This window comes from Frondihabitans sp. OV104, assembly GCF_057787745.1.
This window is the reverse complement of record NZ_CM173541.1, coordinates 2,135,849-2,162,446: the sequence shown is the minus strand read 5'-3', so window position 1 is coordinate 2,162,446 and position 26,598 is coordinate 2,135,849. Positions and strand designations below refer to the sequence as shown.

The following is a 26,598-nucleotide window of genomic DNA, read 5'->3' as shown; positions in this document are numbered from 1 at the left end:
GGTATCTGCTCGCCGTTGTGAATCGCTTTGTGAGCTGGGAGCTTCGATGAGCACGATTACGACTTCTGACGGAACCGAGATCTTCTACAAGGACTGGGGCACCGGGCAGCCCATCGTCTTCAGCCATGGTTGGCCTCTGTCGGCCGATGACTGGGACGGACAGATGCTGTTCTTCCTGAGCAAGGGCTATCGCGTTATCGCCCACGATCGGCGAGGTCATGGACGATCGACTCAGACGTCCGAAGGCCACGACATGGACCACTACGCGGCCGACCTCGCAGCACTGACCGAGCACCTCGATCTCCACGACGCGATCCACGTAGGCCACTCGACCGGTGGCGGCGAGGTGGCGCACTACATCGGGGTCTACGGGGAGGCGCGGGTCGCTCGGGCGATTCTGATATCGGCTGTCCCGCCGCTCATGGTCCAGACCGAGACCAACCCGGGTGGCTTGCCGAAGAGCGTGTTCGACGGGTTGCAGGCGGCACTGGCCGCGAACCGGTCGATCTTCTACCGCGACCTGCCCGCGGGTCCGTTCTACGGGTACAACCGCGACGGCATCGAGCCATCGGAGGCGGTCATCCAGAACTGGTGGCGGCAGGGAATGATGGGCGGTGCCAAGGCCCACTACGACGGTATCGTCGCGTTCTCGCAGACCGACTTCACCGAAGACCTCAAGAAGATCAGCGTGCCGACGCTGGTCATGCACGGCGAGGACGACCAGATCGTCCCCTTCGCCGACGCAGGCCCACTCTCGGCAGAGCTGGTGCAGAACGGCACCCTCAAGGCCTACCCCGGCTTCCCGCACGGTATGCCGACCACCGAAATGGACACCATCAACGCCGACATTCTGGAATGGCTCACCGCCTGAGTCGATGCGCGCAGCAACGCGTTGACGCCGAGAGGAGGTTCGGTGGCGCCTTGGCGCCCCCGAGCCTCCTTCTTCGTCTGGGTGCCGGCTATCGACATCGGGATCGGGTCGGGTCGGCCGGACCGGACGATTCTCGGCTACAAGTCCCCGGCGCGACGCCGTCGATCCTCGAAGGTGTGAAGGGGTGTGCAGGACCGCTGGGTGAAGGCTGACGCTCAGATCGATGTCCTCATCCCGCGTTTCTTGGGAGAGCGCACCAAACTGAATCTCTATGCAAGATCAGGCTGTCGTTAGGCTCCGAGTAGTCTTGTTGACCCGAACGACGGAGTTCCCCCATTGACTACCACCCAGAACGATGCTGCCGCCCGCTGGGCTGCGGCTGCGGAACTCGCGGACGGCGTTACCGATTACGGCCTTCACAAGCGGCGCGCCCGGGTGCTTCTGCAGGTCGTTGCCCTCATCGGTGGAACCTGGATCGTCGGCTTCGTCATCGCGCTCATTTTCATTCCCCACGGATCCGGCCACGACACGTCTGGGTCCTCCGACGTGCAGTTCCAGCAGCTCATCGCCCAGTTCGTCTTCCTTGCCCTCGGCTTACTCATCGTCATCCTAGGTTTCATCTGGGCTAAACGCACCGGCCACTACATCACGAGGTGGCGGGCTGTTGCGAGCCCCCTCAATCGGAAGGAGAAGAAAAGCGTCCGCCGGCAGATCAGCGGCAAAGAGCAGCCCGACGAGGGACACCTAGGAACTGTTGTGGCGATGGCACGCCAGAACCGGCGAGCCACCCTCGGCATCGCACCCATCTACTCGGCGCTGGTCCTCTTTGCCATCGCCACCGCGGTCGGCTCCAATGATCTCCTCATCAAGCTCCTCGAGCTCGCGGTGTCCTTGATGTTCGTCGTCGTCGCGATCCAACTGGTCGTGCTCTATCGCCGAGCTGGCCGTTTCATCGAGCTCCACTCAGGCGAGACCGAATGAGAGTGCGGGGGAGCAGCCCGCAAGCAATCGGCGGAACACGGGCAGCATGAGTTCGATCTCCGATGCACTGCCGGCGGCCAGTGACGAGGATCGCCGGTGGGCTGAGGCTTCTCGGCGCGTCCGGGAGCAGAAAGAGCATGGGCCGCGCGTACGGGGGATATCGAACCAACTGGCTCTTCTCATCTTGATCGTTTGCGTTGGCGGCCTAGGCGTCGTGGCCCGCTTTAATGAGCCCCTGAGCGCTGCTGCTGTCGGCCAGTTCCTGCTCCTCGCCGCGGCGCTTGCTGTGAGCGGTGTGGGCTATGCCCGGGCAAAGCGCGGTGGCCGCCTCCTGTCGCAGATCCCGACAACACGAGCCGAGTGGCCTCTCTCGCCGCTGCTCCCCGAAGAGCGTCGCTCTCTGGCCCGGCAGCTTCGCGGACGCATCCCGCCAACCGAGCATTCTCGCGAGATCGTGCCGGATCTCATCGCGAACTCCCGACTGAACAACCGAGCAGTGCTGCTCTCCCTAGTCGGGCTTGTTTTGTTCCTGTTTTCGGAATCGTTGTACCTCGGGTGGCCGCGGCCACTCGTCATTGCGGGCCTCGCGGTCTTCCTGGTGATCATGACAAGGGTCGAAGCCCGAAGGTGGCAGAAAGCACTCGAGCAGAGCCGTTCGACGTTTCACGCGTGAAGTCTCGGAGACTCGATCGCCATTCGGGAATGGCGGCTTTGTCTTGGAAACCCTCAAAAGGACTGCCTAGCTAGCGTTGCGGCGGGAACGACTTTTCGAGACGGCGCGGGGCTCTCGAATTCAGGGCTTGCGAGGCCCCTGACCCGGCGATTGAGACGTCTCGAAGACCTTCAGTGTCCCGAGACACGCCTCAGAGCACCCGTTCCGGGACTGGACCAGGTCGCCCAGCCGAGATGGACGAACCCGGGCGGGCGAGGGAGCTGTCCTCTGATCGGTGTGTCCGGCAGCGGCGCGACTGCTAGATGCTCCCGGCGGCTCTCGCCTTCGAGGCGCGAAAATTGGCGGCGGCGTCGCGGAGCGTCATCTCAGCGTCGTCGTGGAGCGACTGAGCCACGACGGCGAGGTCATCTCCCGAGAGGATCGCCGCTCCGACCCTGTCCGTGATGGCCTGGACGACCGTGATGAGAGCACTTGCGTGGGCCCGGGCGACCAGGGGGTTCAGCTCGGGGTCGGTGTCCCGTATGGCTTCCGCCAGCGCGTCGCCCTGCCGATGGCGGAACTGCAGGGCGTAGCGCCGCAGAACGTCGCTCTCGATCGACTGGGCCGGATACTCTCCGCGAGCGAGGTGGGGATCCTCGGTCACGAAGTGGTCGATATCGGCGTGCACCAGGTCGCGAAGCGCATCGGCGGGAGTCAGAGACGGATCCCGGTCGGCGACAGCGCGACGGGAGCGCTCGAGCATGTCGTCGGCCATGTCGAGGACGAGATCGGGCTTGGTGGGGAAGTGGTTGTACACCGTCTGCTCCGCGACCCCGGCCGCGGCCGCGACGCTCGTCATGGAGACGGCGTCGTACCCGTGTTCCGCGAAGAGTCGAGCAGCGGCATCCGCCACGCGCTCGCGCATCTCGCGCTTCCTCCGCTCTCGGCGTCCTGGCTCCTCGGTCACGCCGATCATTCTTCCACAGTGCTTGGGGTTACTCCACCTTCGTGCTAGCGTGAAAACGGTGGGGTTACCCCACTAATTTGACTCAGGCTGAGAGAGGACGATTCATGAACACCACGAAGACGCAGACGACGGGGGAGGTCCTGATCTCCGGCGCGAGCTTCGCCGGGCTGACGACGGCCATCTGGATGCAGCGCCTGGGGTACCGGGTCACCATCGTCGAGAGGGCAGCAGGGCTCCGGAAGGGCGGCACCCCCGTCGACCTGCGGAACGACGCCATGATGATCTTCGACAGGCTCGGGTTGCTTCCGGCGGTCCGGGCCAAGGCGCTACCCGCCCGCTCGACCGAGTTCGCCCACGTCGACGGCACCCCGATCGCGAGCATGGGGCCGGAGCCCACGGCCGACACGATCGTGGTCGACGACTACGAGATCCACCGCCACGACGACGTCGAGATCCACCGCGACGACCTCCTTGCCATCTTGTTCGCGGAGGTCGAGAAGACTGCCGAGATCGTCTTCGGGGAGTCCATCGCGGCACTGACCGACACGTCTGAGGGCGTCCGAGCCGAGTTCCGCGGCGGTCCCGTCCGCGACTTCGCGCTCGTCGTCGGATGCGACGGCAACCACTCCGGTGTCCGCGGCCTCCGCTTCGGCCTCGAATCGGAGTACAGCCGCTTCCTGCACCACTACACGTCCGTGACGGTAGTCGACGGCGCGCTCATCGCCCCCTGGACATCCAGGATCCAGAACACACCTGGCCGCACTCTGCTGCTGAACTCCTACGACACCACGACCGACGTCGTCCTCGTCTTCCAATCCGACGATGAGATCGCGTACGACTACCACGACGTCGACGAGCAGAAGCAGCTGATTCGCGACCAGTTCGCCGACGCCGGCGAGCCGTTCAGCGAGGCCATCGTCGACAAGGCCCTCGGCGCCGACAACTTCTATTTCGACAAGCTGAGCCAGATCCGGCTGCCCGGGTGGTCGTCCGGCCGAGTCGCTCTCGTCGGTGACGCCGCCTACTGCCCGTCGCCCGCCGCCGGGATGGGCGGCTCCGTCGCCATTCTGGGGGCGACCGCCCTGCACGACGCGTTCGTCACAGCCGGGGGAGACATCGAGATCGCGTTTGCGGAGTACGAGCGGAGCTTCCGGCCGACCGCCGAGAAGATCCAGACGGAGACCGAGCAATTCGGCCTCCCCATGATCTTCCCCGACACCGCCGAGGCGATCGAGGCCCGCAACGCCCAGCTTCTCGAGATGTGATCAGTGGCCTGTCCTGCCGGCGACCTCGGGCACTCCAGCCGACGCCGCCGCTAGATCACGTGATCCGGCTGCGATTCCTGTGGCTCCGGAATGAGGGCCAGGCCGGGGTTGGAGTTCGCCGCCGCGGTCAGAATCTCGATCCAGGCCCGACTGATCGACGGCATGAGCCGATTCTCGTAGTCGAAGTTCAACGGGATCGAGGGATGCAGCCAGATCGTCGACTGAGGGGCGTCGCCGTCGGCGCCCTTCTGCCACGTGAACGAGAACGACTCATCCCGCCGGAGCTTGGCGAGGATGACGAGCTGCAGGTGAGCCAGCGCCCGGTCGTCGATCCCGATCGCGAACCGGTTGTCGCCGTAGAACAAGGTCCCCACGCCTATGCCGCCTTTCCGGTCGTGTTCACTCGTCGAATTCATCGAACGGAATGCCGCCCTGAGCGCCGGAGCCCGGACCGGGCTCGGTGAGCGGAGCTGCTTTCACGTCGCCGAGGGCAGCGGTCCTCGCCCGGAGGTCCGCAATCGCGGGCCCGTCGACGATGTCGGCGTCGTCGTAGCCTGCAGGCTCGGCCATGAGCTCGCTGCTGGGCCCGATGAGGATCGTCGACTCGCCCACGATCCCATCCGGACTGATCGAGGGAATCTGAAGCGAATCCGTCGCTCCGCGTTGGCCGAGACGGGTGGCGTAGTCCACGACGGCGTCGACCAATCCGTCTGTCGTCACCAACGAGCCGCCGGCATAGAGAATTCGTTTCACAGGACCCACCTCTCATGTGCGACGCTCTGCCGCCGGACTCGGTCTCTGAAGCCGATTCAACCTCATCGGGTGTGGTCGTTGCCGTTTCGGGGTACGCGAGAGGGCCGATGAGGACGCCGCGCACCTGAGCGCCGCCGCCACGGCGGAAGTAGCATGACGCATGCCCGCCGCCATCCGCTCCATCGAGACAGCTGTGCCGGCGACGATCGTCGGGCAGGCCGCCCTCCGCGACCTCCTCCACGAGCAGGAGGTGTACGGCCCGCTCGGGCGCCGCGTGATCTCGGCGGCTTTCGACGGGTCGGAGATCGAGACGCGCCACTCCGTGCTGGAGGAGCTCGGATCGGACGCGCCGCCCCGCGTTCCTGCGCTGTATGAGGCTTCGTCGCGGCGCCTCGCCGACCCGGGCACGGCCGCACGCAACGACGCGTACGCCCTGTACTCGAAGCCGCTGCTCGTCGAGGCGGCGCGCAAGGCGCTGGCGGGTGCGCCGGGCCTCGACGCGGCTGACGTGACGCACGTGGTGACGGTGTCGTGCACCGGCTTCTACGCGCCCGGCCCCGACTACGTGCTGGTGCGGGAGCTCGGGCTGAGGCCCTCGACGCAGCGGTTCCACCTGGGGTTCATGGGCTGCTACGCGGCGTTCCCGGCTCTCCGTATGGCGGCGCAGTTCTGCGAGGCCGACCCGTCGGCCGTGGTGCTCGTGGTGTCGGTCGAGCTGTGCTCGCTGCACCTGCACGTGGTCGACGATCCCGACGCGATCGTCGCCGCCTCGGTCTTCGGCGACGGCGCTGCGGCGGCCGTCGTGACGGTGCAGGGCGGATCCGGCCCGCAGCTCGACCTCGACGCCTTCGAGTCGACGATCGTGCCCGAGGGCGCGGGCGAGATGGCCTGGACCATCGGCGACCACGGCTTCGACATGGTGCTCTCGTCGTACGTGCCCAAGATCGTCGAGCGCAACATCGGCGCCGCCTTCGAGCCTCTGCTGGCCGGCGCCGGGCTCGCGGTCGGCGACGTCGACGCGTGGGCGGTCCACCCGGGCGGACGCAGCATCCTCGACCGCGTCCAGTCGGCCCTGGGCCTCGACGACGAGCTGCTCGCCCCATCGCGCCGGGTGCTCCGCGAGTTCGGCAACATGTCGAGCGCATCCGTGCTGTTCATCCTGAGCGACCTGCTGCACGAGCAGGGCGACGGGCACCGGGCGCAGGAACTCGCCCTCGCCACCACCACGGCCTCCGCCGGCGCCTCCGCCCTCGGCGAGCCCGCCCCTCGTCCGACGGCCCTGGCCCCGTCGGCGCCCCGGCGCGTGGCCGCCGTCGCGTTCGGCCCCGGGCTCACGGTCGAGACGGCGCTCCTCACCCTGCGCGCGGGGTCGTGATGCCGCTCGCCGTGCGCGAGACGGCGGCCGCGGAGCTGATGGACGACCCCGACTGCGACCCGCTCGCGCTCGACCGCACGTACGGCCACTTCGCGCTCGTGAACCGCCTCGTCGCGGGCTGGCGGTCGGTGTACACGACCCGCATCCGCCCGCTGGCGCAGGTGGTGCCGGGAACCCTGACCGTCCTCGACCTCGGGTCGGGCGGCGGCGACGTGTCGCGGGCCCTCGCGGCATGGGCGCGGAGCGACGGCCTCGACCTCGAGGTCACGGCGATCGATCCCGATCCGCGCGCGTTCCGCTACGCCTCGTCGCGCCCCGGCTCGGAGGGCGTCCGCTTCGAGTGCGCGTCGAGCGGCGACCTGGTGGCAGACGGGCGCCGGTTCGACGTCGTGGTCTCGAACCACGTGCTCCATCACCTCGACCCCGCGGCGCTCGCCGAGGTGCTCGGCGACAGCGAGCGTCTCGCCACGCGCCTGGTCGTCCACAACGACATCCGCCGCAGCGCCCTCGCCTACGCCGCCTACTGGGCCGCCACCGTCGGCACCTTCCGAGGCTCGTTCATCCACCCCGACGGCCTCCTCTCCATCCGACGGAGCTACCGGGCGCCGGAACTCGCCGCCGCCACCCCCGCCGCCTGGACCGTCACCCGCCATCGCCCCTGGCGCCTGCTCCTGTCGTTCGCGCCACCCGGTCCGCCCCGTGCGTGACGTCGTCGTCGTGGGCGGCGGGCCCGTGGGGCTCTTCCTCGGGGCGCTGCTCGCCGAACGCGGGCTCGACGTCGCCGTGTGGGAGCGCCGCGAGGCCCCGGGGGCGTCGTCGCGGGCCATCGGCATCCACCCGCCGTCTCTGGCCGCCTTCGACCGGGTCGGGGTGGCCGACGCCGTCGCCGCCGAGGCCGTGCGCGTCCGTCGCGGCATCGCCCGCAGCGGCCGCCGCACCCTCGGCGTCGTCCCGTTCGCGGGCGTCCACCCCCGTTTCGACTTCGTCGCCGCGCTTCCGCAGCACCGCACCGAGGCGATGCTCGAGGCGCGGCTGGCCGAGCTCGCGCCCGGGGCGCTCCAGCGCGGGGTCGAGCTCGTGGCCGTGGACGACGCCGACACGTCGCGCGTGCGGCTCGTCGCGCGGGCATCGGGCGTCGAGTCGTCCGAGGTGGCCCGCTTCGTCGTCGGGGCCGACGGGCCGCGGAGCACGGTGCGGGGCCACCTCGGCGTCGCCGCGGCCCTGCGCAGCTACCCCGACCCGTACGTCATGGGCGACTTCCGCGACGACACCGGGTCGGGCGACGACGCCGTCGTCCACCTGGAGGGCGACGGCGTCGTCGAGTCGTTCCCGCTCCCGGGCGGCGCCCGTCGCTTCGTCGTGCACACCGGCACCCGGCTGCAGGATGCGACGGCGGAGGACGTCGCGCGCCTCGTCTCCGAGCGCACCGGGTCGCCGGTCGATCCCGCGACGAACACGATGCTCAGCGGCTTCGTGGCACAGCGGCGCATCGCAGACAGGACGGTGCGCGGCCGGCTCGCCCTGGTGGGCGACGCGGCGCACGAGATCAGCCCCATCGGCGGCCAGGGCATGAACCTGGGCTGGCTCGACGCGCTCGAGCTCGCGCCGCTGATCGTCGCGGCCGTCGCGAAGGGCGCTGTCGATGAGGGTGCGCTCACGGCCTGGGGGGCGCGGCGGCTCGGGGCCGCGCGGCGCGCGGCCGGGCAGGCGGAGGCGAACATGGCGCTGGGCAGGCCCGTGGGCGCGGCCCGACGCGTCGTGCGCGACACGGCGTTGAGCGCCGTGCTGGCGACACCCGCCCGGCGCACGCTGGCGCGCGCCTACTCGATGGCCTGGGCCTAGCCGGCCAGGTGGGCCCCGCCGGCGATCAGCTCGGCGGCGAGCACGACCGCGGCCGCGATGACCAGCCGGAACAGCGCGCGATCGGGCGGCCGGGTGACGAGCAGCCTCGTGCCCCACGCCGCGATGCCCACGGCGACGACCAGGCCGACGAGGGAGGCCGCGGAAGCCCGAGTTCCTGCGACCACGATCACGGACGACAGCACGAGGGCGCCGAACGCCACCAGACCGGAGGTGCGCGCACCGAGCCGGTGCGGCAGCCCGCGGACTCCCGTGGCCGCGTCGTCGGCCAGGTCGGGCAGCACGTTGGTGAAGTGGATGGCCACGCCGAAGATCGCGCCGACGGCCGTCGCCCAGGGTGCGGCGGGCGTGCCCTCCTGCGCCGAGAGGGTGACGACGCTCGGCAGCAGGCCGAACGCCACGACGAACGGGAGCACCGAGACGGGCGTGCGCTTGAGTCCGGCGTTGTAGGCCCAGCCGGCGGCGACGAGCACGAAGTGGCAGGCGGCCGCACCCGGCCCCAGCGCGACCGACACCGCCATGCCGATCACCGCCGTCGAGACGGCCGCGCGGAACACCGTCGCCCGGGGGATCAGCCCCTGCGCAACCGGCTTGTCGGTCCGGCCGCTGGCGGCATCGCGCGGCGCGTCGATCCAGTCGTTCGAGAACCCGATCGAGAGCTGGCCCAGCAGGATCGCGACGGCCAGCACGGCGATCCGCGCCGGGGCGAAGCCGAGGCTCGTCGCGAGCAGCGCCGCCAGCGCCGTGACGGCCAGCGTGGGGCCGGGGTGCGACGAGAGCGCGAGTTGCCTCGCCCGGCTGAGCATCGCCCCAGCCTAGGGGACGCCCGCGGCGCCGAGGGGAATGAAGCGTGCCCCGCCGAGTAGCCCGGCGGGGCACACCGTGTGCGCCGGACGGCCTCGCAGCACCGTGGACTCACTCCGGAGTCCGTGGTGGATCAGTACCGAGCGCTGCGGTGCCGTCAGAACGGGGCACGTACGTCGAGTTACCATCCCAGACGTGACACGGACTATACGCCGCGATATCCCCGCCGGAAAGGGGGCAGTCGCAACTCGCTAGCGGCGGCGTCGGAGGCCGCCCGTAGACTTGTCGCCGTGCCTGTGAACCCTGAACTGCAAGGGCGGTCCTTTCCGTCCGTGAGTCCGTATCTCGTCGGGCGAGAGAAGGTGCGCGAGTTCGCCCGCGCCACCTCGTCGACCAGCTCTCTCGCCCTCGACCCCGAGGCGGCCCGTGCGGCCGGGTTCGCCGACGTCGTGGCGCCCCCGACGTTCGCGATCGTCGTGCAGGAGCACACGCTCCAGCAGCTGCTCTCCGAGCCCGACGCCGGCATCGACTTCTCGCGCGTGGTCCACGGCGACCAGCGCTTCGCCTACACGCGCCCGATCGTCGCCGGCGACGAGCTCACCGCCACGTTGACGGTCGCGAGCGTGAAGTCGCTGGGCGGCCACTCGATGGTCACCGCCGAGTCGGTCATGGTCGACGGGGCGGGCGACCACGTCGTCACCGCCATCTCGACCCTCGTCGTGCGAGGCGACGAATGAGCGCCCTCGAGGTCGGCCAGGTCGTGGCCGAGAAGACGTACACGCTCACCCGCGACTCCCTCGTGCGCTACGCCGGGGCCTCCGGCGACTTCAACCCGATCCACTACCGCGACGACGTCGCCGCCTCGGTCGGGCTGCCGGGCGTGCTCGCCCACGGCATGCTCACCATGGGCGCGGCCGTGCAGCCGGTCGTCGCCTGGCTCGAGAGCGCTGACGGGCCCGGCATCGGCGCGTGGGTCACCGACTACCAGGTGCGCTTCACGCGACCCGTGCTCGTCGACCCCGAGACCGGCGCCGATGTCACCGTCGTCGCGAAGGTCGGCCAGCTCGACGCCGACGCCAAGACCGCGCGCGTCGACCTCACGGTCACGTTCGGCGGCGAGACCGTCCTGGGCAAGGCCCAGGTGCGAGTGGCCTGGGCGTGACGTCTCCCGGCACGGTGTCACTGGCCGACCTCACCACGATGGGCGTCGGCGGCACGCCCGAGCGCCTCGTCGAGGCGACGACCTCCGACGAGCTGCTGGCGGCGGTCCGCGAGGCGATCGCGGGCGGCGACCCGTGGTTCGTGCTCGGCGGCGGCTCCAACCTCGTGGCGAGCGACGAGGGCTTCGCCGGCACGGTGGTGCGGGTCGCGACGCGGGGCGTGGAGTTCCTGCCCGCCGAATCCGGGGCCGTGCGCCTTCGGGTGCAGGCTGGCGAGCCGTGGGACGACCTCGTCGCCCTCACCGTCGCCCGCGGCTGGTCGGGCATGGAGGCGCTCAGCGGCATCCCGGGGTCGACGGGCGCCGCACCGGTCCAGAACATCGGGGCCTACGGGCAGGAGGTCGGCGACAGCCTGATCAGCGTCGACTTCTTGGACGCCGAGAGCGGCGAGTTCCTGCGCATCCCCAAAGCCAACATGGGTCTCGACTACCGCACCAGCGTCTTCAAGACCGGTCGCGTGGGCGTCATCACGGCCGTCGAGTTCGCCTTGATCGACGGGGCAGGAACATCGCAGCCCGTCGCCTTCCCCCAGCTCGCGGGCGCCCTCGGCGTCGACCTGGGCGCGCGCGTGCCCGTGGCCGACGTCCGGGCGCGGGTGCTCGAGCTCCGCGCCTCCAAGGGCATGGTGCTCGACGCCGCCGATCGCGACACCTTCTCGAGCGGCTCGTTCTTCACCAACCCGATCGTCGAGCGCGCTGTGCTCGACTCGCTCCCCGCCGACGCGCCCCGGTGGGAGACCAGCGCGCAGGAACCCCGCGCCCAGGCCGTCCCGCTCGGCGAGACGCCGGCGCCGCCGCACCCGTCCGAGCCCGGCCCCGTGAAGCTCAGCGCCGCCTGGCTCATCGAGCACTCCGGCGTCGCCCGCGGCTTCCGCCTGCCGGGCTCCGGCGCAGCGATCTCGTCGAAGCACACCCTCGCCATCACGAACCGCGGGAGTGCGACAGCCGACGACGTGGCCGAGCTGGCCCGCTTCGTGCAGTCGCGGGTCGCGGCCGAGTTCGGCGTCGTGCTGCACCCCGAGCCGGTGCTCCTCGGGCTGGTCCTCTAGCCCACAGGCTGCCGTAATGTGAATTTCACATACGGTAGGTGGTGTCGTCGGCATCGGCGACTTCCCCTCACCGAAAGAGACCCTATGTCACGTCTTCCGCTTCCCGCTTTCGCCGCAGTCGCCCTCGGCGCGGCCATCGCGCTCGCGCCGGTCGCCGCTCACGCCGCGCCGGTGCCGGCCGCTCCGGCCTCGGCACCGGCCCCCGGCGCGCCCGCCGGTGTGGTCGACACGCAGATCAAGTTCGACGACTTCGTCTACCTGAAGCTCACGTCGCCGCGCGGATCGTCGCTCAAGGTGTCGATCTACGACGACGGCGCGCTCGTCGGCAGCGGCTACACGACCGGTGACGCCGCGGCCGCCTTCGAGCTCGAAGGCCAGGGCAAGGAGACCGAGACGTACACGGTCCGCTCCGTGGCAGCCGGTGGGATCGCCGCCACCCAGGACCTCACCGTCGACTTCAGCGGCGTGGAGCTCGCCAAGCCCCGCCTGGTCGGCGCTCCCGAGCAGAACCTGTCGCCGCGTCTGACGTTCACGGCGATCCCCGGCGCCAAAGTGTCGCTCTCGGTCAACGGGTCTCCGGCCGTCTCGAAGCAGGCCGGCGCCGACGGCCTCGTCGCGTTCTCGGCGAACCTGAAGCCGCACACCCAGAACCGCCTCGTCGCCCAGCAGTTCGCGGGACAGTCGAAGTCCGGCGTGCACTCGTTCGGCATCATCCAGAAGTAGTGCGAGGCGCGACGGATCGCAGCCGGCCCGATGCGCCCCGGCGGACGGGCTCGGCCGCGATCCGTCGGGCTCGGCCCCGATCCGTGGGGCTCGGCCCCGATCCGTCGGGCTCGTCTGGGATATATCGGGCGGTACGCGCTGCGGGGCCTAGGCGAAGAGCTGCTGCAGGCGGCGCACGCCCTCGAGGAGGGCGTCGTCGCCGAGCGCGTACGAGAGGCGGAGGTATCCGCTGGGGCCGAACGCCTCACCGGGCACGGTCGCGACCTCGGCCTGGTCGAGGATCAGATCGGCGAGCTCGAGCGACGTGGTCGGCGTGACGCCGCCCCAGGTGCGGCCGAGCAGGCCCGACACGTCGGGGTAGACGTAGAACGCGCCCTCGGGGGTCGGCGTGACGATGCCGTCGATCGCGTTCAGCTCGGCGACGATGGTCTTGCGACGCACGTCGAAGGCCTGGCGCATCGCCTCGACGGAGTCCTGCGAGCCGGTCAGGGCCGCGATGGCCGCACGCTGGGAGACGTTCGACACGTTCGACGAGAGGTGCGACTGGAGGTTCGATGCCGCCTTGGACACATCGGCAGGCGCGACCATCCACCCGACGCGCCAGCCGGTCATCGCGTAGGTCTTCGCGACGCCGTTGACGAGGATCGTCGTGTCCGCGAGCTCGGGGACCGCCTCGGTGATGGACACGGCCTTGACGCCGTCGTAGACGAGGTTCTGGTAGATCTCGTCGGTGATGACCCAGATGCCGTGCTCGAGAGCCCACTCGCCGATGGCGCGGGTCTGCTCGGCCGAGTAGACGGCACCGGTCGGGTTGGACGGCGACACGAACAGCAGCACCTTGGTGCGCGGGGTGCGGGCCGCCTCGAGCTGCTCGACGGTGACGAGGTAGTCCTGGTCGGCACCGGCGAAGACCTCGACGGGCACGCCGCCGGCGAGCTTCACGGCCTCGGGGTAGGTGGTCCAGTACGGAGTGGGCAGGATGACCTCGTCGCCGTCGTCGACGATGGCGGCGAACGACTGGTAGACGGCCTGCTTGCCGCCGTTGGTGACGATGACCTGCGACGCGGTCACGGCCGTGCCGCTGTCGCGCAGCGTCTTCGCGGCGATCGCCTCGCGCAGGTCGGGAAGGCCGGCGGCCGGCGTGTAGCGGTGGTTCCTGGGGTCGCGGGCGGCGACGACGGCGGCCTCGACGATGTGGTCGGGCGTCGCGAAGTTGGGCTCGCCGGCGGCGTAGCTGATGACGTGCTTGCCCTCGGCCTGGAGCGCCTTGGCCTTCGAATCGACCTTCAGCGTCGCGGACTCGGCGATCGCGGCGATGCGCGAGGAGAGTCGGGGCTTGATGGTCGTGTCGGTGCTGGCAGCGTCGGTCCTGTTCACGGCCCCAACCCTACCCGGCGACATGCCGCCGGAGGGTCTCAACTTTACTTGCCCAGAGGCGTCGCCTACACTTGTCTGCGGTGGTGGAATCCACCAAGCTTTTCCATGCCCATCGTCCAGGTGAGAATCTGAGCGACGGGGCGGCACCTTCAGGGGGGTCGCGGCGGGGGAGCGGATTCCGGTATCCAAAGGGCGGTGGCTCAATTGGTAGAGCAGCGGTCTCCAAAACCGCAGGTTGCAGGTTCAAGTCCTGTCCGCCCTGCAGCCCTGTCCGTGCAGACGCACGGGCTGGACGACATGCCTGATCCAGGCTGACGGCCGAGCAGCACCTCGCTCGGCTCGGGGCCGGGGCGGGCACACGCTTCGAAAGGCACGAACCAAGTGGCGAGAAAAGACGTTGACGTTCCCGATGAGGACGTCGTCGCGATTGCGAAGGCCGATGGGGCTGCGCGTCGCGGTCGTTTCGCGCGCATCATGCTGTTCTTGCGCCAGGTCATCAACGAGCTCAAGAAGGTAGTCACTCCGACCCGCAAAGAGCTGGTCAGCTTCACGCTGGTCGTGCTGGTGTTCGTCGTGATCATGATGGCGCTCGTGTTCGGTCTCGACACGCTCTTCGGCTTCGCCGTCCAGTACGTCTTCGGCAACGGAGTCAGTGCCGGCTAGAGCGGAGTCGGCGCCAGCCCGTCCGTGGCATCTCGAGGCCGCCCGGGCCGCCTCCAGCCGCAACTCGCAGTCTGAACGCCGGTAGCGAGCTGTCGAAGCCCACCCCGTCCAGACCCACGACAATCCCGATCCGGGCGTCCAGCATCCCGACGACGACCCGAACCATCCAACGGAAGAAGAACCCTTGCCGAAGAACGAGCGCGACGACATCGACCTCGCCACTGCCGCCGAGCAGTCCTCCGAGGTCGAAGAGGCCCAGGAGGGCTCGACGCAGACCGCTGACGAAGACAGCGTCGACTCCGCCGAGCACGAGGCGCTTCACGTCGAAGGCGACGACCAGTCCGACACGACCGGTCTCGACGAGCTTCTCGACACGCTCGACGCCGCGAAAGACGAACAGGCCGACGCCGTCGTCGACGACGCTCTCGACATCGACAGCGCCGACGAGGCCGAGGCGGCCCTCGAGGCGACCGAAGACGAGGAGGAGCTCGACGGAGACGAGGCCGAGGCGGCTGAAGAAGCCGACGAGGCCGAGGTCGACCCGTACGAGGCCTTCCGCTACGACCTGCGCGGCAAGCCCGGAAAGTGGTACGTCATCCACTCGTACGCGGGCTTCGAGCGCCGCGTGAAGCAGAACATCGAGAACCGGATGGTCTCGATGACCATGGAGGACTTCATCTACCAGGTGGAGGTCCCGATGGAAGACGTCGTCGAGATCAAGAACGGGCAGCGCAAGCTCGTCACCCGCGTCCGCATCCCCGGCTACGTGCTCGTCCGCATGGACCTCAACGAAGACTCCTGGTCGGTCGTCCGCCACACCCCGGGCGTCACCGGGTTCGTGGGCAACGCCCACAACCCGACGCCGCTGCGCTTCGAAGAGGCCTTCAACATGCTGAAGAGCCTCGTCCAGGTGCAGGAGGCCGCACCGGCCGCCAAGGGCAAGTCGGGCGGCGGCAAGGCGGCGCAGCGCGTCATCCCCGCCGAGGTCGACTTCGAGATCGGCGAGACGATCACCATCAAGGAGGGCTCGTTCGCGGGTCTTCCGGGCACGATCAACGAGATCAAGCCCGAATCGGGTAAGCTCACCGTGCTCGTTTCGCTGTTCGAGCGCGAGACGCCGGTCGAGCTCAGCTTCGACCAGGTCACCAAGCTGTAGCCCCCATTTTTTAGACCACCGGATCGTGCCGCACGGCATTCCGGGAGAGCACGTTGCAACCGCAACGAGCTCGAACCCACAAGAAGGAAGAAACACATGGCACCGAAAAAGAAGGTCACGGGTCTGATCAAGCTTCAGATCAACGCCGGCGCCGCGAACCCCGCCCCGCCCATCGGCCCGGCTCTGGGTCAGCACGGCGTGAACATCATGGAGTTCTGCAAGGCGTACAACGCCGCGACCGAGTCGCAGCGCGGCAACGTCGTTCCCGTCGAGATCACCGTGTACGAAGACCGTTCGTTCACGTTCATCCTCAAGACGCCCCCGGCCGCCGAGCTCATCAAGAAGGCCGCCGGTCTCGCCAAGGGCTCTGCGACGCCGCACACCGTCAAGGTGGGCAAGCTGACGATGGACCAGGTCCGCGAGATCGCCACGACCAAGCAGTCCGACCTGAACGCCAACGACATCGAGGCCGCGGCCAAGATCATCGCCGGCACCGCTCGTTCCATGGGCATCACGGTCGACGCGTAAGCGTCCTCCCACCCCTCTAGACATCCAGTGGGAGAGCCGGCCAGGCTCGTAACCACGCCCTCGAAATCAGGAGATTTCACATGGCTCAGAAGTCCAAGGCGTACCGCGCCGCTGCCGAGAAGATCGAGGCAGGCAAGTTCTACACTCCGACCGAGGCCGTCGCCGTCGCTCGCGAGACCGGCTCCAAGAAGTTCGACTCGACCGTCGAGGTCGCGCTGAAGCTCGGCGTCGACCCCCGCAAGGCCGACCAGATGGTGCGCGGCACCGTCATCCTCCCGCACGGCACCGGCAAGACCGCCCGTGTCATCGTGTTCGCGACCGGTGCTGCCGCTGAGGCCGCTATCGCCGCGGGTGCCGACGAGGTCGGTGGCGACGAGCTCATCGAGAAGGTCGCCGGCGGCTACACGTCGTTCGACTCCGCCGTCTCGACCCCCGAGCTCATGGGCAAGGTCGGTCGTCTGGGCAAGGTCCTCGGCCCGCGCGGCCTCATGCCGAACCCCAAGACCGGCACTGTCACCCCGAACGTCGCTCAGGCCGTGAACGACATCAAGGGCGGCAAGATCGAGTTCCGCGTCGACAAGCACTCCAACGTCCACTTCGTGATCGGCAAGGCCGGCTTCACCGAGGAGCAGCTCGGGGCCAACCTCGAGACCGCCCTCGACGAGGTCGTCCGTCTCAAGCCGTCCTCGTCGAAGGGCCGCTACATCACCAAGGGCACCGTCTCGACCACCTTCGGTCCTGGCATCCCCCTCGACATCAACCAGTTCTAGAACTCGGTAACCAGTTCTAGAACTCGGTAACCAGTTCTAGAACTCGGTAACCAGTTCTAGAACTGTATGAGAAGGGCCCGCGTCTTCGGACGCGGGCCCTTCGTCGTACCCCGGGCCGCGATCGAGACGCAGGAACTCGCGCCCAGCGCGGCAGACCCGAGTTCCTGCGCCCCTTACTCGTCGGCGACCTTCAGCACCAGCTTGCCGCGCGTGTGGTTCTGCTCGAGCAGCCGGTGGGCGTCGGCGACGTCGTCGAGGTCGTACACGTCGTCGACGTAGACCGTAACGTCGCCCGAGTCGAGCAGGCGGGCGATGATGGCGAGGCAGGTGGCGTCGGGGGACATCGCGTAGTCGGTGAAGCGGACCCCGGCGGCGTCGGCGCGCTCGGCGAGGCCGTCGACCGGGTTGACCGGCACGTGCACGAGAAGGCCGCCGGGGCGGACTACTCCGATCGACCGTTCGGCGACCGCGTCGTCGGCGACCAGGTTGATGCAGACGTCGACGAGCGCGACCTCGTCTTCGAAGAGGCTCGTCGTGTGGTCGACGACCTGCTGGGCGCCGAGCTCGGTGAGCCAGGACGCGTTGCGCGGCGACGTCGTGGTGATGACGTGGGCGCCGAAGTAGGCGGCGAACTGCACGGCGAAGTGGCCGACGCCTCCCGCTCCGGCGTGGATGAGGATCCGCTGGCCCTCGTGCGCCTTGGCGACGTCGACGACGAGCCCCCAGGCGGTCAGAGCCGCCAGCGGAACCGCCGCCGCCTCGACGTGCGAGAGGTTCTTGGGCTTGCGGCTGACCTGCAGCGCGGGCACGCTGACGTACTCGGCGTAGCTGCCGGGGGAGCGGGGCACCGAGGCGACGCCGTAGACCTCGTGCCCGGGCTTGAGCGGGTGGGCCTGGTAGGGGCTCTCCACGACGACTCCGCTGAAGTCGCAGCCGAGGACAGCCGGGAGCTCGGGCGAGCCGCAGGTTCCGGCAAGGCCCGTGCGGGCCTCCGCATCGAACGGGTTGACGCCGGCGGCGAGGACTCGGATGAGCACCTCGGACCCCTGTCGTCCCGGCGTCGGGATCGTCGTCGGCGTCAGGACATCCGGCCCGCCGTTCTCCGTGATCACTATGGCCCGCATGGTGTGGGTCATCACGGCCCCTTCGGTCGTCGTCGTCATCGAGAGCCTTCCTTGGTGGGTGGCGCGGCTGTCGGGTCAGGCGCTTGGCGTGCTCTCAGTAAACGGGGGCGATGAGTCGGATGTGTTTCGGGAGTGTCAAGGATGCGGAAACTATGGATACGCTCGCGGGGTGAAGACCACCGTCGTCGTCGTGCGCATCGCTGCCGCCCTCGCCATCCTGATCGCGGTGCTCGCGCAACTGGCCAGCTCAGTGAGTTCGCCGGTGTTCGCGATCCCGAACTTCTTCGGCTACTTCACGATCCAGAGCAACCTGTTCGTGATGGTGACGCTCGTGCTCGGGGCCGTGTGGCTCGCACGCGGGCGCGCAGACCCCGGGTGGCTGCTCATCGCGCGCGGCGCCACCGCGACGTACATCGCCACGACCGGCCTGGTCTACAACACCCTCCTGCTGAACGTGCCGCCGTCCGACTTCACGGTCGCGTGGTCGAACGACATCGTGCACCGCTGGATCCCGCTGATCGCGGTGCTCGACTGGATCTTCGTCGGCGACCGACGGCCGATCGCCTGGAAGCGCCTCGGGGTCTTCCTGATCTACCCGCTGGTGTGGCTGATCGTCGTGCTGCTCCGCGGGCAGAGCTTCGTGCCCTATCCGTTCCTGAACACCGCCACGCTCGGCTGGCCGGTCGTGCTGCTGTACTGCGTCGGCATCGCCGTGTTCATCGGCGGGATGAGCGCCCTGGTGATCTGGCTGAGCCGGTACCGGATCCTGCGGGTCGGTGCTCCGTAGAAGGCTGCGGCCCCTGAAGAGGGCGGCTCTAGCGGACCGTCTCGCGGAGCGCCTCGATCACCATGTCTGCGAGCCCGACCAGCTGATGGATCTGGCTCTCGTCGCGCTCGACCCACTCGCACCTCGGCGGCCCCGGGATCGGCACGAAGTCGTCGTGCTGCTCCCAGACGACGAGGGTGCGCTCGGCTCCGAGCACGTACTGCTGCCACCAGACCTGGCGGAGGTACGACCGGGGGATCGACGTCCAGGCCTTCGACGTGGTCTTGATCTCGCAGAGGACGACGTCGCCGTTGCCGCGCTCGGCGACCCCGTCGGGTGTCGCCAGGTGGAGCGGCTGGCCGTAGGCGTGGAACAGTCTGCTCGACGGCAGGATCGCGTGGTTGCGCTGGACCCAGCGGGCGATGACGGGTTCGCGCGCGCGGCCGTGGTCGGTGAACTGGTTGCCGGTGAAGCCCGAGCCGAAGAGCTTCTCGGTGACCACGCCGCGGATGGCGGCGGGGCCCGAGAGACGCGCCACGTCGGTCGCCGTGATGCCGCGCGAGCGGGCGCGGAGCCAGGCGACGCGATCGGTCGAATCGGCGAGCACCCGCGCCTCGTGGTGGCGCTTGGCGTCGTCCGCGTCGTCGTCCCAGAGGGCGAGCATCGGCTGGACGAGGGTCATCCCCCCATTCTCCTTCGAAATTCGAGGAGATAGCGCCGTGCGGCGGGTGTTTTGGAGCGATCGGTGCCCGCCGGCGCGGAATTCTCCTCGAGATTACTGAGCGGAGGAGGAAGCGGCGGCAGCCAGAGCGTCGAGCGCCTCCGGCGCCAGCGCGAAGTGGATGGCGAGCATGCTCGCGCCGAGGATGGCCGCGTCGTCGGCGGCTCGCGACTGCACGATCTGGAGGTGCTCGGTGGCGAGCGGCATCGACCGCGAGTAGACGACCTCGCGGACGCCGGCCAGGAGATGCTCGCCGGCTTCCGACATCGAGCCGCCGAGCGCGATCACCGACGGGTTGATGAGGCTGACGCAGGTCGTGAGCACCTCGCCGATGTCGCGGCCCGCTTGGCGGACGGCCCGCACGGCGTCGAGGTCGCCGCGACGGACCAGCTCGACCACGTCGTCGCCGGTTGCGACGTCGCGGCCCTGGCGGCGGAGGGAGGCGGCGATCGCCGGACCGGAGGCGATCGCCTCGAGGCAGCCCGTGTTGCCGCACCGGCACTGGATGCCGGCGCCGCGGGACACCGGGATGTGCCCGATGTCGCCGGCGCTGCCCTGGGCACCGCGCTGCAGCTGGCCGCTCGAGATGATGCCCGAGCCGATGCCGGTGGCGACCTTGAGGAAGAACAGGTGATCGACCTCGGGCCAGGAGTGGGTTCGCTCGCCGAGCGCCATGATGTTGACGTCGTTGTCGACGTACACGGGAATCGGCATGTGGCGATGCACCCAGCCGGGAACGTCGAAGGCGTCCCAGCCGGGCATGATCGGCGGGTTCACCGGCCGCCCGGTCGAGAACTCGACAGGGCCGGGGAGGCCGATCCCTGCCGCGATGAGGTCGGCCCGCGACTTGCCCAGCTCGGCGAGAAGACGATCGGCGTGCTCGACCATCCAGCCGAGGACGACCTCCGGGCCGAGGCTGATCTCGAGCCGCTCGGTGTGGCTGGCGAGCTCGCCGCCCATGAGGTCGGCGAGGGCGACGTGCGCGTGGCTGGCCCCGAGGTCGGCGGCGAGCACGACGCGCGAGGAGGGCTTGAGGGCGATGCGCGACGGCGGTCGGCCACCCGTCGATGCGGCGTCGGCGACGGGCCCGATCAGGCCGAGGGAGGTGAGCGCGTCGAGGCGCAGGCCGATCGTCGAACGGGCGAGGCCGGTCACCGCGGCGAGCTCGGCGCGGGTGCGTGGACGGCCGTCGCGGAGCAGCTGGAAGAGGTCGCCCGCCCCTGTCGATCCGAGGACAGACGTGCGCATCGCGTCTGACATAGGAGGAGTAAACCACAGGCGTCCACCCCGGTGATCGATTCGTGACCAAAGGCGTCGAGAATCGTTCGTCTTTTGCTTGACGCTCGACAGAAGTCCACCTAATGTGTGACTCGGTCAAGGATGACCTCTCCGATGGTGCATCCTTCCGCCCGCTTTCCCTCGCGATGTTTTCTCTTCACCGAAGCGAAAGTTTCGTTCGATCCGCACAACTTTCGAAAGACGAGGGGGAGATCACGAGTCGACATCGAACGCCGGAAAACAGGCGATCGTGCGTTGACTTAGCGAACCAGAGGGGTCAAGATGACTCCAGCAATTGGTTGCAAGAGGCCACAAACCACTGAAACACAGCAGCGGGGCTTCGAAAGTTTTATCCGTTCAACGACGAACCGCCAGGCAACGCAGCCGGCGAAAGGACACTGACCATGCCAACCCAAATCACCAGCTCCGCATTCAGCCGTAGGGCATTCCTCGGCGGGGCAGCGGGCGTCGCCTCGATCGCAGTGCTCGCGGCCTGCTCCTCCGGGGGCGGAAGCGGCGGCACCAGCTCCAAGACCATCAAGTTCTGGAACATGCCCTGGGGCAACACGACCTTCAACACGCTCGACAAGACCATCACGACGGGCTACAAGCCTTCCGGCTCGAACGGGGCCGCCACCTACCAGGTCATCCAGTGGGCCAACTTCACGCAGACGTTCGCTTCGGCCGTCTCGTCGAACACCGGCCCCGCTGTCTCCTCCGGCGGTGGAACGCAGGCCTTCCAGTACGCCGCGCAGGGCAAGATCGCCTACGCCGACGACCTCATCGACTCGTGGAAGTCCAACGGCCTCTACGACGACTTTCTGCCCGGCCTCATCGACACGATGAAGACCGACAAGGGCTACGCGGCCGTTCCGTACAACCTCGACATGCGCGTGCTCTGGTACAGCAAGTCGCTCTTCGAGAAGGCCGGCATCGACGAGGCGCCCACCGACTGGCAGAGCTACATCGACGCCTGCAAGAAGCTCAAGGCGATCGGCGTCTACGGCTGGGGCCAGGGCTCGGGCGCCGGAAACTTCACCGGCTCGCACACGATGGTCAGCCACATGATCAACAACGGCGGAGGCCTCTTCGACGAGAACCAGAAGCCCAACGTGGTCACGCAGAACAACATCGAGGCGATGGAGTTCATGCTCGAGCTGGTGAAGAACGGCTACACCGACCCGGCGGCCGCGACCTACACGAGCGCCAACGTCCAGGCGCAGTGGAAGGCCAAGAAGTTCGGCATGGGCTTCGACGGCGCCGCGCTCAACCAGAACGTCGGCGGCGACTTCCAGACCGACCTCGTCGTGGGCACCCCGCTCGTCGGCCAGAACGGCGGCAAGGGCGCGCTGTACTTCCCGAACAACATCATGATGTACACGAACACCCCCAGCCAGAAGGGCTCGGAGGCGTTCCTCACGTACTACTACAAGAACATGGCGCCGCTCTGGACCAAGAACACCGGTGTCGGCCTCCCCGTTCTCCAGTCGATCGCCGACACCGCGGAGTTCAAGGCGAACGCCAATGCGGTCAAGGTCATCAAGGAATGGCAGCCCATCTCGAAGACGTGGGCCTCGCCGGGTGGCGACGCCCTGTTCGCGGGCGTCACCGTCGCCGACGGAACCCCTGCTATGAGCAACTTCACGCAGTCGATCCTCGGCGGCAAGGTCTCGGCGAAGGACGCCCTGACCACACTTCAGAACGCTCTGAAGTCGGCCTGACCCCCTGCGACGTGGTCGCCATCCCCCCGTTCTGTCACGAAGGAGTGAAGTATGTCGGCCAGTAGCGTCGCAGAGAACCTGAGGCGCGCTCGGCGCGGAGTCGGTATGTCCGGCTCCGGGTCGGGCGCGCCCCGCCCCACCCGCAAGTCCAAGAAGTTCACCGCCCGCACGTGGACGCTCCTCGCGTTCGCTCTCCCGTCGCTGGCGCTGCTGCTTCTGCTCAACCTCTACCCGGTCATCTACGCAGGCATCCAGTCGCTGCGGAGCGGCTCGCTGATCGACAGCGGCACGTTCGTCGGCCTCCAGAACTACACGAACATCCTGACCGAGCCGGCCTTCTGGAAGGCTGCTCAGTTCACGGTGATCTTCACCGTGGTCGGCGTGTTCGGATCGTGGCTCGTCGGCCTCGTGTTCGCGCTCCTGCTCCGCACCCGCATCCCCGCGGGCGGCGTCTTCAAGGTGCTCCTGCTGCTGCCGTGGATCGTCCCGGTCGTCGTCTCGTCGACCTCGTGGAACTGGCTGGTCGCCACCCCGCAGTCGCCGTTCCCGGTCATCGCGTCGCACCTGGGCCTCGGGAACGTGCTGTTCCTGGCCGACCCGGTGCTGGCTCAGGTGACAGTCTGCATCTTCAAGGTGTGGATCTCGTTCCCCTTCATGATGATGATGATGGCCTCGGCGCTGGCCTCGGTCGACACCAACGTCTACGAGGCCGCGAAGGTCGACGGCGCGTCGAACTGGCAGTCGTTCCGCCTGATCACGCTGCCTCTGATCGCCCGCACCACCTTCGTGTCGTGGATCCTGATGACGATCTTCTGCGTCAACGACTTCCCGACCATCTTCCTTCTCACCGGCGGCGGGCCCGTCAACGCGACCCAGTCGCTCGTGGTCCTCGCCTACCTGACCGTCTTCCAGAACTTCCAGACCGGCCCCGGCGTCGCGATCGCCTTCCTGATGACCTTCGTCCTGGTCGTCATCTCGGTCGTCCTGTACCGCCAGATCCGAAAGGTGAATGTCGAATGAGCACCCTCAGCGTCCGCAAGGCCCGTATCGGCGCCGAGCCCGGCGAGATCACGAAAGTCGCCAAGCGAATCACCTCGCAGGATCTCCAGGAGCGCGGCAAGTGGTGGCGCTTCGTCCTGATCCTGATCATCACGGCCATCGTGCTGGTCCCGATCATCGCGGTCGTCGGCCTGTCGTTCACGCCCTCGCTCGGATCGACGGTCACGGGCAACTTCACGCTCGAGAACTACGGCCTGGTGTTCTCGCAGACCGCCGTGGCGGCCTGGCTGAAGAACAGCCTCACGGCGACCCTCATCACGGTCGTCATCGCCACCGCAGTCGCGGCCCCTGCCGGCTACGTCCTGAGCCGGGCCCGCAACAAGCTGGTCTCGGGCTACTCGCTGGTCCTGTTCGTCGTCCAGTCGCTGCCGGTCGTGACCGCGGTCATCCCGCTGTTCATCCTGTTCGCGAAGTTCAACCTGGTCGACAACCTGGCCGGCGTCACGATCATCTACGTCGGCTCGACGATGTCGGTCGCGATCTGGATGATGGCGGCGTACTACGACTCGATCCCGATCGCGCTCGAAGAGGCCGCCTGGATGGACGGCGCCTCGCTGTTCGGCTCGTTCACGCGCATCGTGCTCAGGAACGCCCTTCCGGGAATCCTCTCGACGGCGATCTTCTCGTTCCTGCTCGCCTGGAACGACTACCTGATCGCGCTGGTGTTCCTGCGCTCCGACCCGAACTACACGCTCCCCGTCGGCCTGGAGACGTTCTTCCAGCAGAACGCGACCAACTGGGGTCTCGTGATGGCCGTCGCCGTCGTGATGATGCTCCCGCCGGTGATCCTGTTCACGTTCCTGAACAAGTACTTCAGCGTCGGCGGAATCGGCGGATCGCTTGCCGGCCGCTGAGGCCACCCCGTTCACCGCACCTCTGAAGTTCTCCGCACGCCTCCGCGCCGCCGTCGACCGGGTCATCCCGGCCGACGGCTGGCCGGCCGGCTGGTCGGGCGGCGTCGCCGACTACGTGTCGACGGCCGGCTCCGACCTCGACTGGGCGCGTGAGCCGCTCCGGTCGCTCGACGTCCGCCTCGGCGAGAGCTTCGCCGAGCTCTCCGCGGCTGAGCAGGACGCCATCCTCCACACCCTCGAAGCCGAGAGCGACCCTGGCTTCGCAGCCCTGCGCCGCATCTGCTGGGAGGGGTTCTACGCCTCGACCCCGGGTCGCCGCCCGGCGGGCCTCGACATGGTCGGCTTCCACGCCGTCCCTCCGGGAGTCGCCCCGATCGAGCCCGACCCGGTTCCGAGCATCCGCCCCGAGCAGGTGCGCCGCTCGTACGACGCGGTCGTCGTCGGCTCCGGCCCCGGCGGCGGCGTGGCCGCCCAGGTGCTCGCGCAGGCCGGCCGCCACGTGCTCCTGATCGAGCGGGCGCGCCAGCTGTCGAACGCCGATCTGCGCGGCGACCACCTCCACGGCAAGCGGGCCGCGGTCTACGCGCCGTCGGCCGGCCCCGGAGCCGGACACCCCCGAATCGCCCAGCTGCCGACCGGCGACGTCGAGCTCGACGGCACCGGCCATGCCGCCCTCTACGGCCTGAACGCCGACGCGTTCGGCGGCGGCACCCGGCTCTGGCAGGGGATGGCGTGGCGGTTCCTGCCCGAGGACTTCGCCATGCGCGACCACTACGGCAACCCCGAGGGCGCCTCGCTGCAGAACTGGCCGGTGGGCTACGACGAGATGGAGCCGTACTACACCCGCGCAGAGCAGGAACTCGGCGTCGCCGGCACCGAGGGCGGCCTCACGAGCCGCACCCCGCGCTCGTCGGGGTACCCCCTCCCCCCGATGGGCACCGAGCCCGCGCGGGAGCTCCTCGGCCACGCGGCCGACACCCTGGGCTGGGGCTGGGGGCCGATTCCCCTGGCCATCAACAGCGTTCCGAACGACGGCCGTCCGGCCTGCGTCCGCTGCCCGCAGTGCGTCGGCCACGCCTGCCCCGTCAACGCGAAGAACGGCTCCCACAACACGTTCGTGCCGCGCGCCGTGGCCACCGGCCGCTGCGACGTCCTGTTCGACGCCGAGGTGATCGAGGTCCGCGACGGCTCCGGCCGCGCGGGCGTCACCGTCATGGCCGACACCTCGGGCGCTCCGGTGAGCCTCGCCATCGACGCCGATGTCGTCGTGCTGTCCGCCGGAGCCGTCGAGACACCGCGGCTGCTGCTCGCCAGCGGCATCGGAAACGACGAGATGGGCCGCCACCTGCACGACCACCGCTTCACGACCGTGCTCTCGACCGTCGCCGAGCCCGCCAAGCCGTTCGTCGGCCCGGGCCATTCGGTCGCCACGCTCGACCACGTGCACCGCGACACGATCCCGTGGGGCGGCGGCGTGCTCGTCGACCTGATGGGGCTGCTGCCGCTGACCTCCGCGATGGCGCCGAGCGCCGAAGGAGTTCCTGCGTGGGGCGACGGCCACAAGGAGTGGATGAGGGAGGGGCGCCGCCACGTGTTCGGGGTGTTCGGCATGGGGCAGGAGATGCCTCTGCCGACGTCGCGGGTCTCGCTCGCGAGCGTCCGGGACCGCTGGGGCCGGCCGGGTGCAGCTCTCCGAAAGGATGTCCACTGGGCCTCGCGCGAGGTCGAGATGGGGATGGCGGTGGCGGGCCGGGAGTGGCTGGCCGCGGCCGGAGCCACCGACATCCGCGTCCCGCATGGCGGAGCGACGGCATCGGCTGCCGGCGAGCACTCCTGCGGGACCGCCCGGATGAGCGATGACGCCGCGACGGGTGCCACCGACCGGTACGGCCGGGTGCACGGCGCTCGACGGATCGTGGTCTGCGACTCCTCGCTCCACCCCACCAACGGCAGCGTGAACCCGACGCTCACGATCGTGGCGAACGCGTTCCGCGTCGCCGAGCACCTCGCCGGCAACTGGCCGAGCGCCTGAAGACCTGATCGAACGACCAGAGAAGACGAA

At 68.8% G+C, this 26,598-nt stretch carries 28 protein-coding genes and 1 tRNA gene; 21 read left to right on the top strand and 8 right to left on the bottom strand.

Annotated features, from left to right (window positions below):
- Window positions 1–46 precede the first annotated feature (46 nt).
- The 3 genes from AC3CBB_RS10205 to AC3CBB_RS10195 all read left to right on the top strand — a co-directional run bounded on the left by AC3CBB_RS10205 (window position 47) and on the right by AC3CBB_RS10195 (window position 2,525).
- Entirely contained in the window at window positions 47–871 is an 825-nt protein-coding gene (locus tag AC3CBB_RS10205; RefSeq protein ID WP_488626736.1) for an alpha/beta fold hydrolase, read from the top strand.
- 336 nt (window positions 872–1,207) lie between these two features.
- Window positions 1,208–1,852, top strand: coding sequence for a hypothetical protein (locus AC3CBB_RS10200; RefSeq protein WP_488624488.1), 645 nt, complete (start codon window positions 1,208–1,210; stop codon window positions 1,850–1,852).
- 46 nt (window positions 1,853–1,898) lie between these two features.
- Complete coding sequence (locus AC3CBB_RS10195) at window positions 1,899–2,525, top strand: hypothetical protein (RefSeq protein ID WP_488624487.1); 627 nt, start codon at window positions 1,899–1,901, stop codon at window positions 2,523–2,525.
- 298 nt (window positions 2,526–2,823) lie between these two features.
- Here the strand turns inward: AC3CBB_RS10195 and AC3CBB_RS10190 are convergent, their stop codons facing one another.
- Window positions 2,824–3,471 carry a TetR/AcrR family transcriptional regulator gene (locus AC3CBB_RS10190; protein ID WP_488624486.1) on the bottom strand — a complete coding sequence of 216 codons (648 nt, stop codon included), beginning with the start codon at window positions 3,469–3,471 and terminating at the stop codon, window positions 2,824–2,826.
- A gap of 104 nt (window positions 3,472–3,575) precedes the next feature.
- Between AC3CBB_RS10190 and AC3CBB_RS10185 the strand changes: the two genes are divergently transcribed.
- A complete protein-coding gene (locus tag AC3CBB_RS10185) occupies window positions 3,576–4,736 on the top strand; it encodes an FAD-dependent monooxygenase (protein WP_488624485.1) in 1,161 nt (386 codons plus the stop codon).
- Between the two features lie 50 nt (window positions 4,737–4,786).
- Here AC3CBB_RS10185 and AC3CBB_RS10180 read toward each other — a convergent pair whose 3' ends face one another.
- Together AC3CBB_RS10180 and AC3CBB_RS10175 are read right to left on the bottom strand one after the other, a co-directional pair.
- The gene (locus tag AC3CBB_RS10180) at window positions 4,787–5,110 is read right to left on the bottom strand and encodes a DUF7882 family protein (protein WP_488624484.1); all 324 of its coding nucleotides are present in this window, start codon (window positions 5,108–5,110) and stop codon (window positions 4,787–4,789) included.
- A 25-nt stretch (window positions 5,111–5,135) separates the two neighbouring features.
- Entirely contained in the window at window positions 5,136–5,426 is a 291-nt protein-coding gene (locus tag AC3CBB_RS10175; RefSeq protein WP_488624483.1) for a hypothetical protein, read from the bottom strand.
- Between the two features lie 223 nt (window positions 5,427–5,649).
- Between AC3CBB_RS10175 and AC3CBB_RS10170 the strand changes: the two genes are divergently transcribed.
- Genes AC3CBB_RS10170 through AC3CBB_RS10160 form a run of 3 tightly spaced genes read left to right on the top strand, consistent with a single transcriptional unit; the run spans window position 5,650 to window position 8,706 of the window.
- Window positions 5,650–6,864: a type III polyketide synthase gene (locus tag AC3CBB_RS10170; RefSeq protein WP_488624482.1), complete on the top strand. Its 1,215-nt coding sequence runs from the start codon at window positions 5,650–5,652 to the stop codon at window positions 6,862–6,864.
- Entirely contained in the window at window positions 6,864–7,571 is a 708-nt protein-coding gene (locus tag AC3CBB_RS10165; RefSeq protein WP_488626735.1) for a class I SAM-dependent methyltransferase, read from the top strand. The genes AC3CBB_RS10170 and AC3CBB_RS10165 overlap by 1 nt, the downstream gene beginning before the upstream one ends.
- On the top strand, window positions 7,564–8,706 hold the full coding sequence (locus tag AC3CBB_RS10160; protein ID WP_488624481.1) for an FAD-dependent oxidoreductase: 1,143 nt from the start codon (window positions 7,564–7,566) through the stop codon (window positions 8,704–8,706). Before AC3CBB_RS10165 ends, AC3CBB_RS10160 begins: the two co-directional genes overlap by 8 nt.
- On the opposite strand, the gene AC3CBB_RS10155 is transcribed toward AC3CBB_RS10160, so the two are convergent.
- Window positions 8,703–9,530, bottom strand: coding sequence for a UbiA family prenyltransferase (locus tag AC3CBB_RS10155; RefSeq protein ID WP_488624480.1), 828 nt, complete (start codon window positions 9,528–9,530; stop codon window positions 8,703–8,705). The genes AC3CBB_RS10160 and AC3CBB_RS10155 overlap by 4 nt on opposite strands.
- Window positions 9,531–9,818: 288 nt before the next feature.
- On the opposite strand from AC3CBB_RS10155, the gene AC3CBB_RS10150 reads away from it, so the two are divergent.
- The 4 genes from AC3CBB_RS10150 (at window position 9,819) to AC3CBB_RS10135 (ending at window position 12,519) form a co-directional block, all read left to right on the top strand.
- Entirely contained in the window at window positions 9,819–10,265 is a 447-nt protein-coding gene (locus AC3CBB_RS10150) for an FAS1-like dehydratase domain-containing protein (RefSeq protein ID WP_123507469.1), read from the top strand.
- Window positions 10,262–10,690 carry a MaoC/PaaZ C-terminal domain-containing protein gene (locus AC3CBB_RS10145; protein WP_488624479.1) on the top strand — a complete coding sequence of 143 codons (429 nt, stop codon included), beginning with the start codon at window positions 10,262–10,264 and terminating at the stop codon, window positions 10,688–10,690. The genes AC3CBB_RS10150 and AC3CBB_RS10145 overlap by 4 nt, the downstream gene beginning before the upstream one ends.
- The gene (locus tag AC3CBB_RS10140; RefSeq protein ID WP_488624478.1) at window positions 10,687–11,796 is read left to right on the top strand and encodes a UDP-N-acetylmuramate dehydrogenase; all 1,110 of its coding nucleotides are present in this window, start codon (window positions 10,687–10,689) and stop codon (window positions 11,794–11,796) included. Before AC3CBB_RS10145 ends, AC3CBB_RS10140 begins: the two co-directional genes overlap by 4 nt.
- An 84-nt stretch (window positions 11,797–11,880) precedes the next feature.
- Window positions 11,881–12,519 carry a hypothetical protein gene (locus AC3CBB_RS10135; protein ID WP_488624477.1) on the top strand — a complete coding sequence of 213 codons (639 nt, stop codon included), beginning with the start codon at window positions 11,881–11,883 and terminating at the stop codon, window positions 12,517–12,519.
- Between the two features lie 147 nt (window positions 12,520–12,666).
- Here AC3CBB_RS10135 and AC3CBB_RS10130 read toward each other — a convergent pair whose 3' ends face one another.
- Window positions 12,667–13,920, bottom strand: a complete 1,254-nt coding sequence (locus tag AC3CBB_RS10130; protein WP_488624476.1) for a pyridoxal phosphate-dependent aminotransferase — start codon at window positions 13,918–13,920, stop codon at window positions 12,667–12,669.
- Between the two features lie 165 nt (window positions 13,921–14,085).
- Between AC3CBB_RS10130 and AC3CBB_RS10125 the strand changes: the two genes are divergently transcribed.
- The 5 genes from AC3CBB_RS10125 (at window position 14,086) to rplA (ending at window position 17,013) form a co-directional block, all read left to right on the top strand.
- Window positions 14,086–14,158 (top strand) — tRNA-Trp (locus AC3CBB_RS10125).
- 119 nt (window positions 14,159–14,277) lie between these two features.
- The gene (gene secE / locus AC3CBB_RS10120; protein ID WP_123507463.1) at window positions 14,278–14,559 is read left to right on the top strand and encodes a preprotein translocase subunit SecE; all 282 of its coding nucleotides are present in this window, start codon (window positions 14,278–14,280) and stop codon (window positions 14,557–14,559) included.
- Between the two features lie 184 nt (window positions 14,560–14,743).
- On the top strand, window positions 14,744–15,715 hold the full coding sequence (nusG, locus tag AC3CBB_RS10115) for a transcription termination/antitermination protein NusG (protein ID WP_123507461.1): 972 nt from the start codon (window positions 14,744–14,746) through the stop codon (window positions 15,713–15,715).
- A 96-nt stretch (window positions 15,716–15,811) separates the two neighbouring features.
- Window positions 15,812–16,243, top strand: a complete 432-nt coding sequence (rplK, locus tag AC3CBB_RS10110) for a 50S ribosomal protein L11 (RefSeq protein ID WP_123507459.1) — start codon at window positions 15,812–15,814, stop codon at window positions 16,241–16,243.
- 80 nt (window positions 16,244–16,323) lie between these two features.
- The gene (rplA, locus tag AC3CBB_RS10105) at window positions 16,324–17,013 is read left to right on the top strand and encodes a 50S ribosomal protein L1 (RefSeq protein ID WP_123507457.1); all 690 of its coding nucleotides are present in this window, start codon (window positions 16,324–16,326) and stop codon (window positions 17,011–17,013) included.
- A gap of 173 nt (window positions 17,014–17,186) precedes the next feature.
- Here the strand turns inward: rplA and AC3CBB_RS10100 are convergent, their stop codons facing one another.
- Complete coding sequence (locus AC3CBB_RS10100) at window positions 17,187–18,176, bottom strand: NADP-dependent oxidoreductase (RefSeq protein ID WP_488624475.1); 990 nt, start codon at window positions 18,174–18,176, stop codon at window positions 17,187–17,189.
- A 130-nt stretch (window positions 18,177–18,306) separates the two neighbouring features.
- Here AC3CBB_RS10100 and AC3CBB_RS10095 point away from each other — a divergent pair, with 130 nt between their 5' ends.
- A complete protein-coding gene (locus AC3CBB_RS10095; RefSeq protein ID WP_488624474.1) occupies window positions 18,307–18,924 on the top strand; it encodes a Pr6Pr family membrane protein in 618 nt (205 codons plus the stop codon).
- Between the two features lie 28 nt (window positions 18,925–18,952).
- Here the strand turns inward: AC3CBB_RS10095 and AC3CBB_RS10090 are convergent, their stop codons facing one another.
- Window positions 18,953–19,567, bottom strand: a complete 615-nt coding sequence (locus tag AC3CBB_RS10090; protein WP_199738312.1) for a YqaJ viral recombinase family protein — start codon at window positions 19,565–19,567, stop codon at window positions 18,953–18,955.
- 111 nt (window positions 19,568–19,678) lie between these two features.
- On the bottom strand, window positions 19,679–20,872 hold the full coding sequence (locus AC3CBB_RS10085) for an ROK family protein (protein ID WP_123507451.1): 1,194 nt from the start codon (window positions 20,870–20,872) through the stop codon (window positions 19,679–19,681).
- A 434-nt stretch (window positions 20,873–21,306) separates the two neighbouring features.
- Here AC3CBB_RS10085 and AC3CBB_RS10080 point away from each other — a divergent pair, with 434 nt between their 5' ends.
- The 4 genes from AC3CBB_RS10080 to AC3CBB_RS10065 are packed head-to-tail and all read left to right on the top strand — an operon-like array spanning window position 21,307 to window position 26,568.
- Window positions 21,307–22,623, top strand: coding sequence for an ABC transporter substrate-binding protein (locus AC3CBB_RS10080; protein WP_123507449.1), 1,317 nt, complete (start codon window positions 21,307–21,309; stop codon window positions 22,621–22,623).
- Window positions 22,624–22,674: 51 nt separating this feature from the next.
- Window positions 22,675–23,643: a carbohydrate ABC transporter permease gene (locus AC3CBB_RS10075; protein ID WP_123507447.1), complete on the top strand. Its 969-nt coding sequence runs from the start codon at window positions 22,675–22,677 to the stop codon at window positions 23,641–23,643.
- Window positions 23,640–24,536, top strand: a complete 897-nt coding sequence (locus AC3CBB_RS10070; protein ID WP_123507445.1) for a carbohydrate ABC transporter permease — start codon at window positions 23,640–23,642, stop codon at window positions 24,534–24,536. The genes AC3CBB_RS10075 and AC3CBB_RS10070 overlap by 4 nt, the downstream gene beginning before the upstream one ends.
- Window positions 24,523–26,568 carry a GMC oxidoreductase gene (locus tag AC3CBB_RS10065; RefSeq protein WP_488624473.1) on the top strand — a complete coding sequence of 682 codons (2,046 nt, stop codon included), beginning with the start codon at window positions 24,523–24,525 and terminating at the stop codon, window positions 26,566–26,568. Before AC3CBB_RS10070 ends, AC3CBB_RS10065 begins: the two co-directional genes overlap by 14 nt.
- Window positions 26,569–26,598: the final 30 nt, after the last annotated feature.

Bases quoted from the DNA above. Each gene is read 5' to 3' on its own strand.
- AC3CBB_RS10205 (WP_488626736.1), top strand. From the start codon at position 47: ATGAGCACGATTACGACTTCTGACGGAACCGAGATCTTCTACAAGGAC.
- AC3CBB_RS10195 (WP_488624487.1), top strand. From the start codon at position 1,899: ATGAGTTCGATCTCCGATGCACTGCCGGCGGCCAGTGACGAGGATCGC.
- AC3CBB_RS10185 (WP_488624485.1), top strand. From the start codon at position 3,576: ATGAACACCACGAAGACGCAGACGACGGGGGAGGTCCTGATCTCCGGC.
- AC3CBB_RS10170 (WP_488624482.1), top strand. From the start codon at position 5,650: ATGCCCGCCGCCATCCGCTCCATCGAGACAGCTGTGCCGGCGACGATC.
- AC3CBB_RS10165 (WP_488626735.1), top strand. From the start codon at position 6,864: ATGCCGCTCGCCGTGCGCGAGACGGCGGCCGCGGAGCTGATGGACGAC.
- AC3CBB_RS10155 (WP_488624480.1), bottom strand. From the start codon at position 9,530: ATGCTCAGCCGGGCGAGGCAACTCGCGCTCTCGTCGCACCCCGGCCCC.
- AC3CBB_RS10145 (WP_488624479.1), top strand. From the start codon at position 10,262: ATGAGCGCCCTCGAGGTCGGCCAGGTCGTGGCCGAGAAGACGTACACG.
- AC3CBB_RS10135 (WP_488624477.1), top strand. From the start codon at position 11,881: ATGTCACGTCTTCCGCTTCCCGCTTTCGCCGCAGTCGCCCTCGGCGCG.
- AC3CBB_RS10130 (WP_488624476.1), bottom strand. From the start codon at position 13,920: ATGTCGCCGGGTAGGGTTGGGGCCGTGAACAGGACCGACGCTGCCAGC.
- rplK (WP_123507459.1), top strand. From the start codon at position 15,812: ATGGCACCGAAAAAGAAGGTCACGGGTCTGATCAAGCTTCAGATCAAC.
- rplA (WP_123507457.1), top strand. From the start codon at position 16,324: ATGGCTCAGAAGTCCAAGGCGTACCGCGCCGCTGCCGAGAAGATCGAG.
- AC3CBB_RS10100 (WP_488624475.1), bottom strand. From the start codon at position 18,176: ATGACGACGACGACCGAAGGGGCCGTGATGACCCACACCATGCGGGCC.
- AC3CBB_RS10090 (WP_199738312.1), bottom strand. From the start codon at position 19,567: ATGCTCGCCCTCTGGGACGACGACGCGGACGACGCCAAGCGCCACCAC.
- AC3CBB_RS10085 (WP_123507451.1), bottom strand. From the start codon at position 20,872: ATGCGCACGTCTGTCCTCGGATCGACAGGGGCGGGCGACCTCTTCCAG.
- AC3CBB_RS10080 (WP_123507449.1), top strand. From the start codon at position 21,307: ATGCCAACCCAAATCACCAGCTCCGCATTCAGCCGTAGGGCATTCCTC.
- AC3CBB_RS10075 (WP_123507447.1), top strand. From the start codon at position 22,675: ATGTCGGCCAGTAGCGTCGCAGAGAACCTGAGGCGCGCTCGGCGCGGA.
- AC3CBB_RS10070 (WP_123507445.1), top strand. From the start codon at position 23,640: ATGAGCACCCTCAGCGTCCGCAAGGCCCGTATCGGCGCCGAGCCCGGC.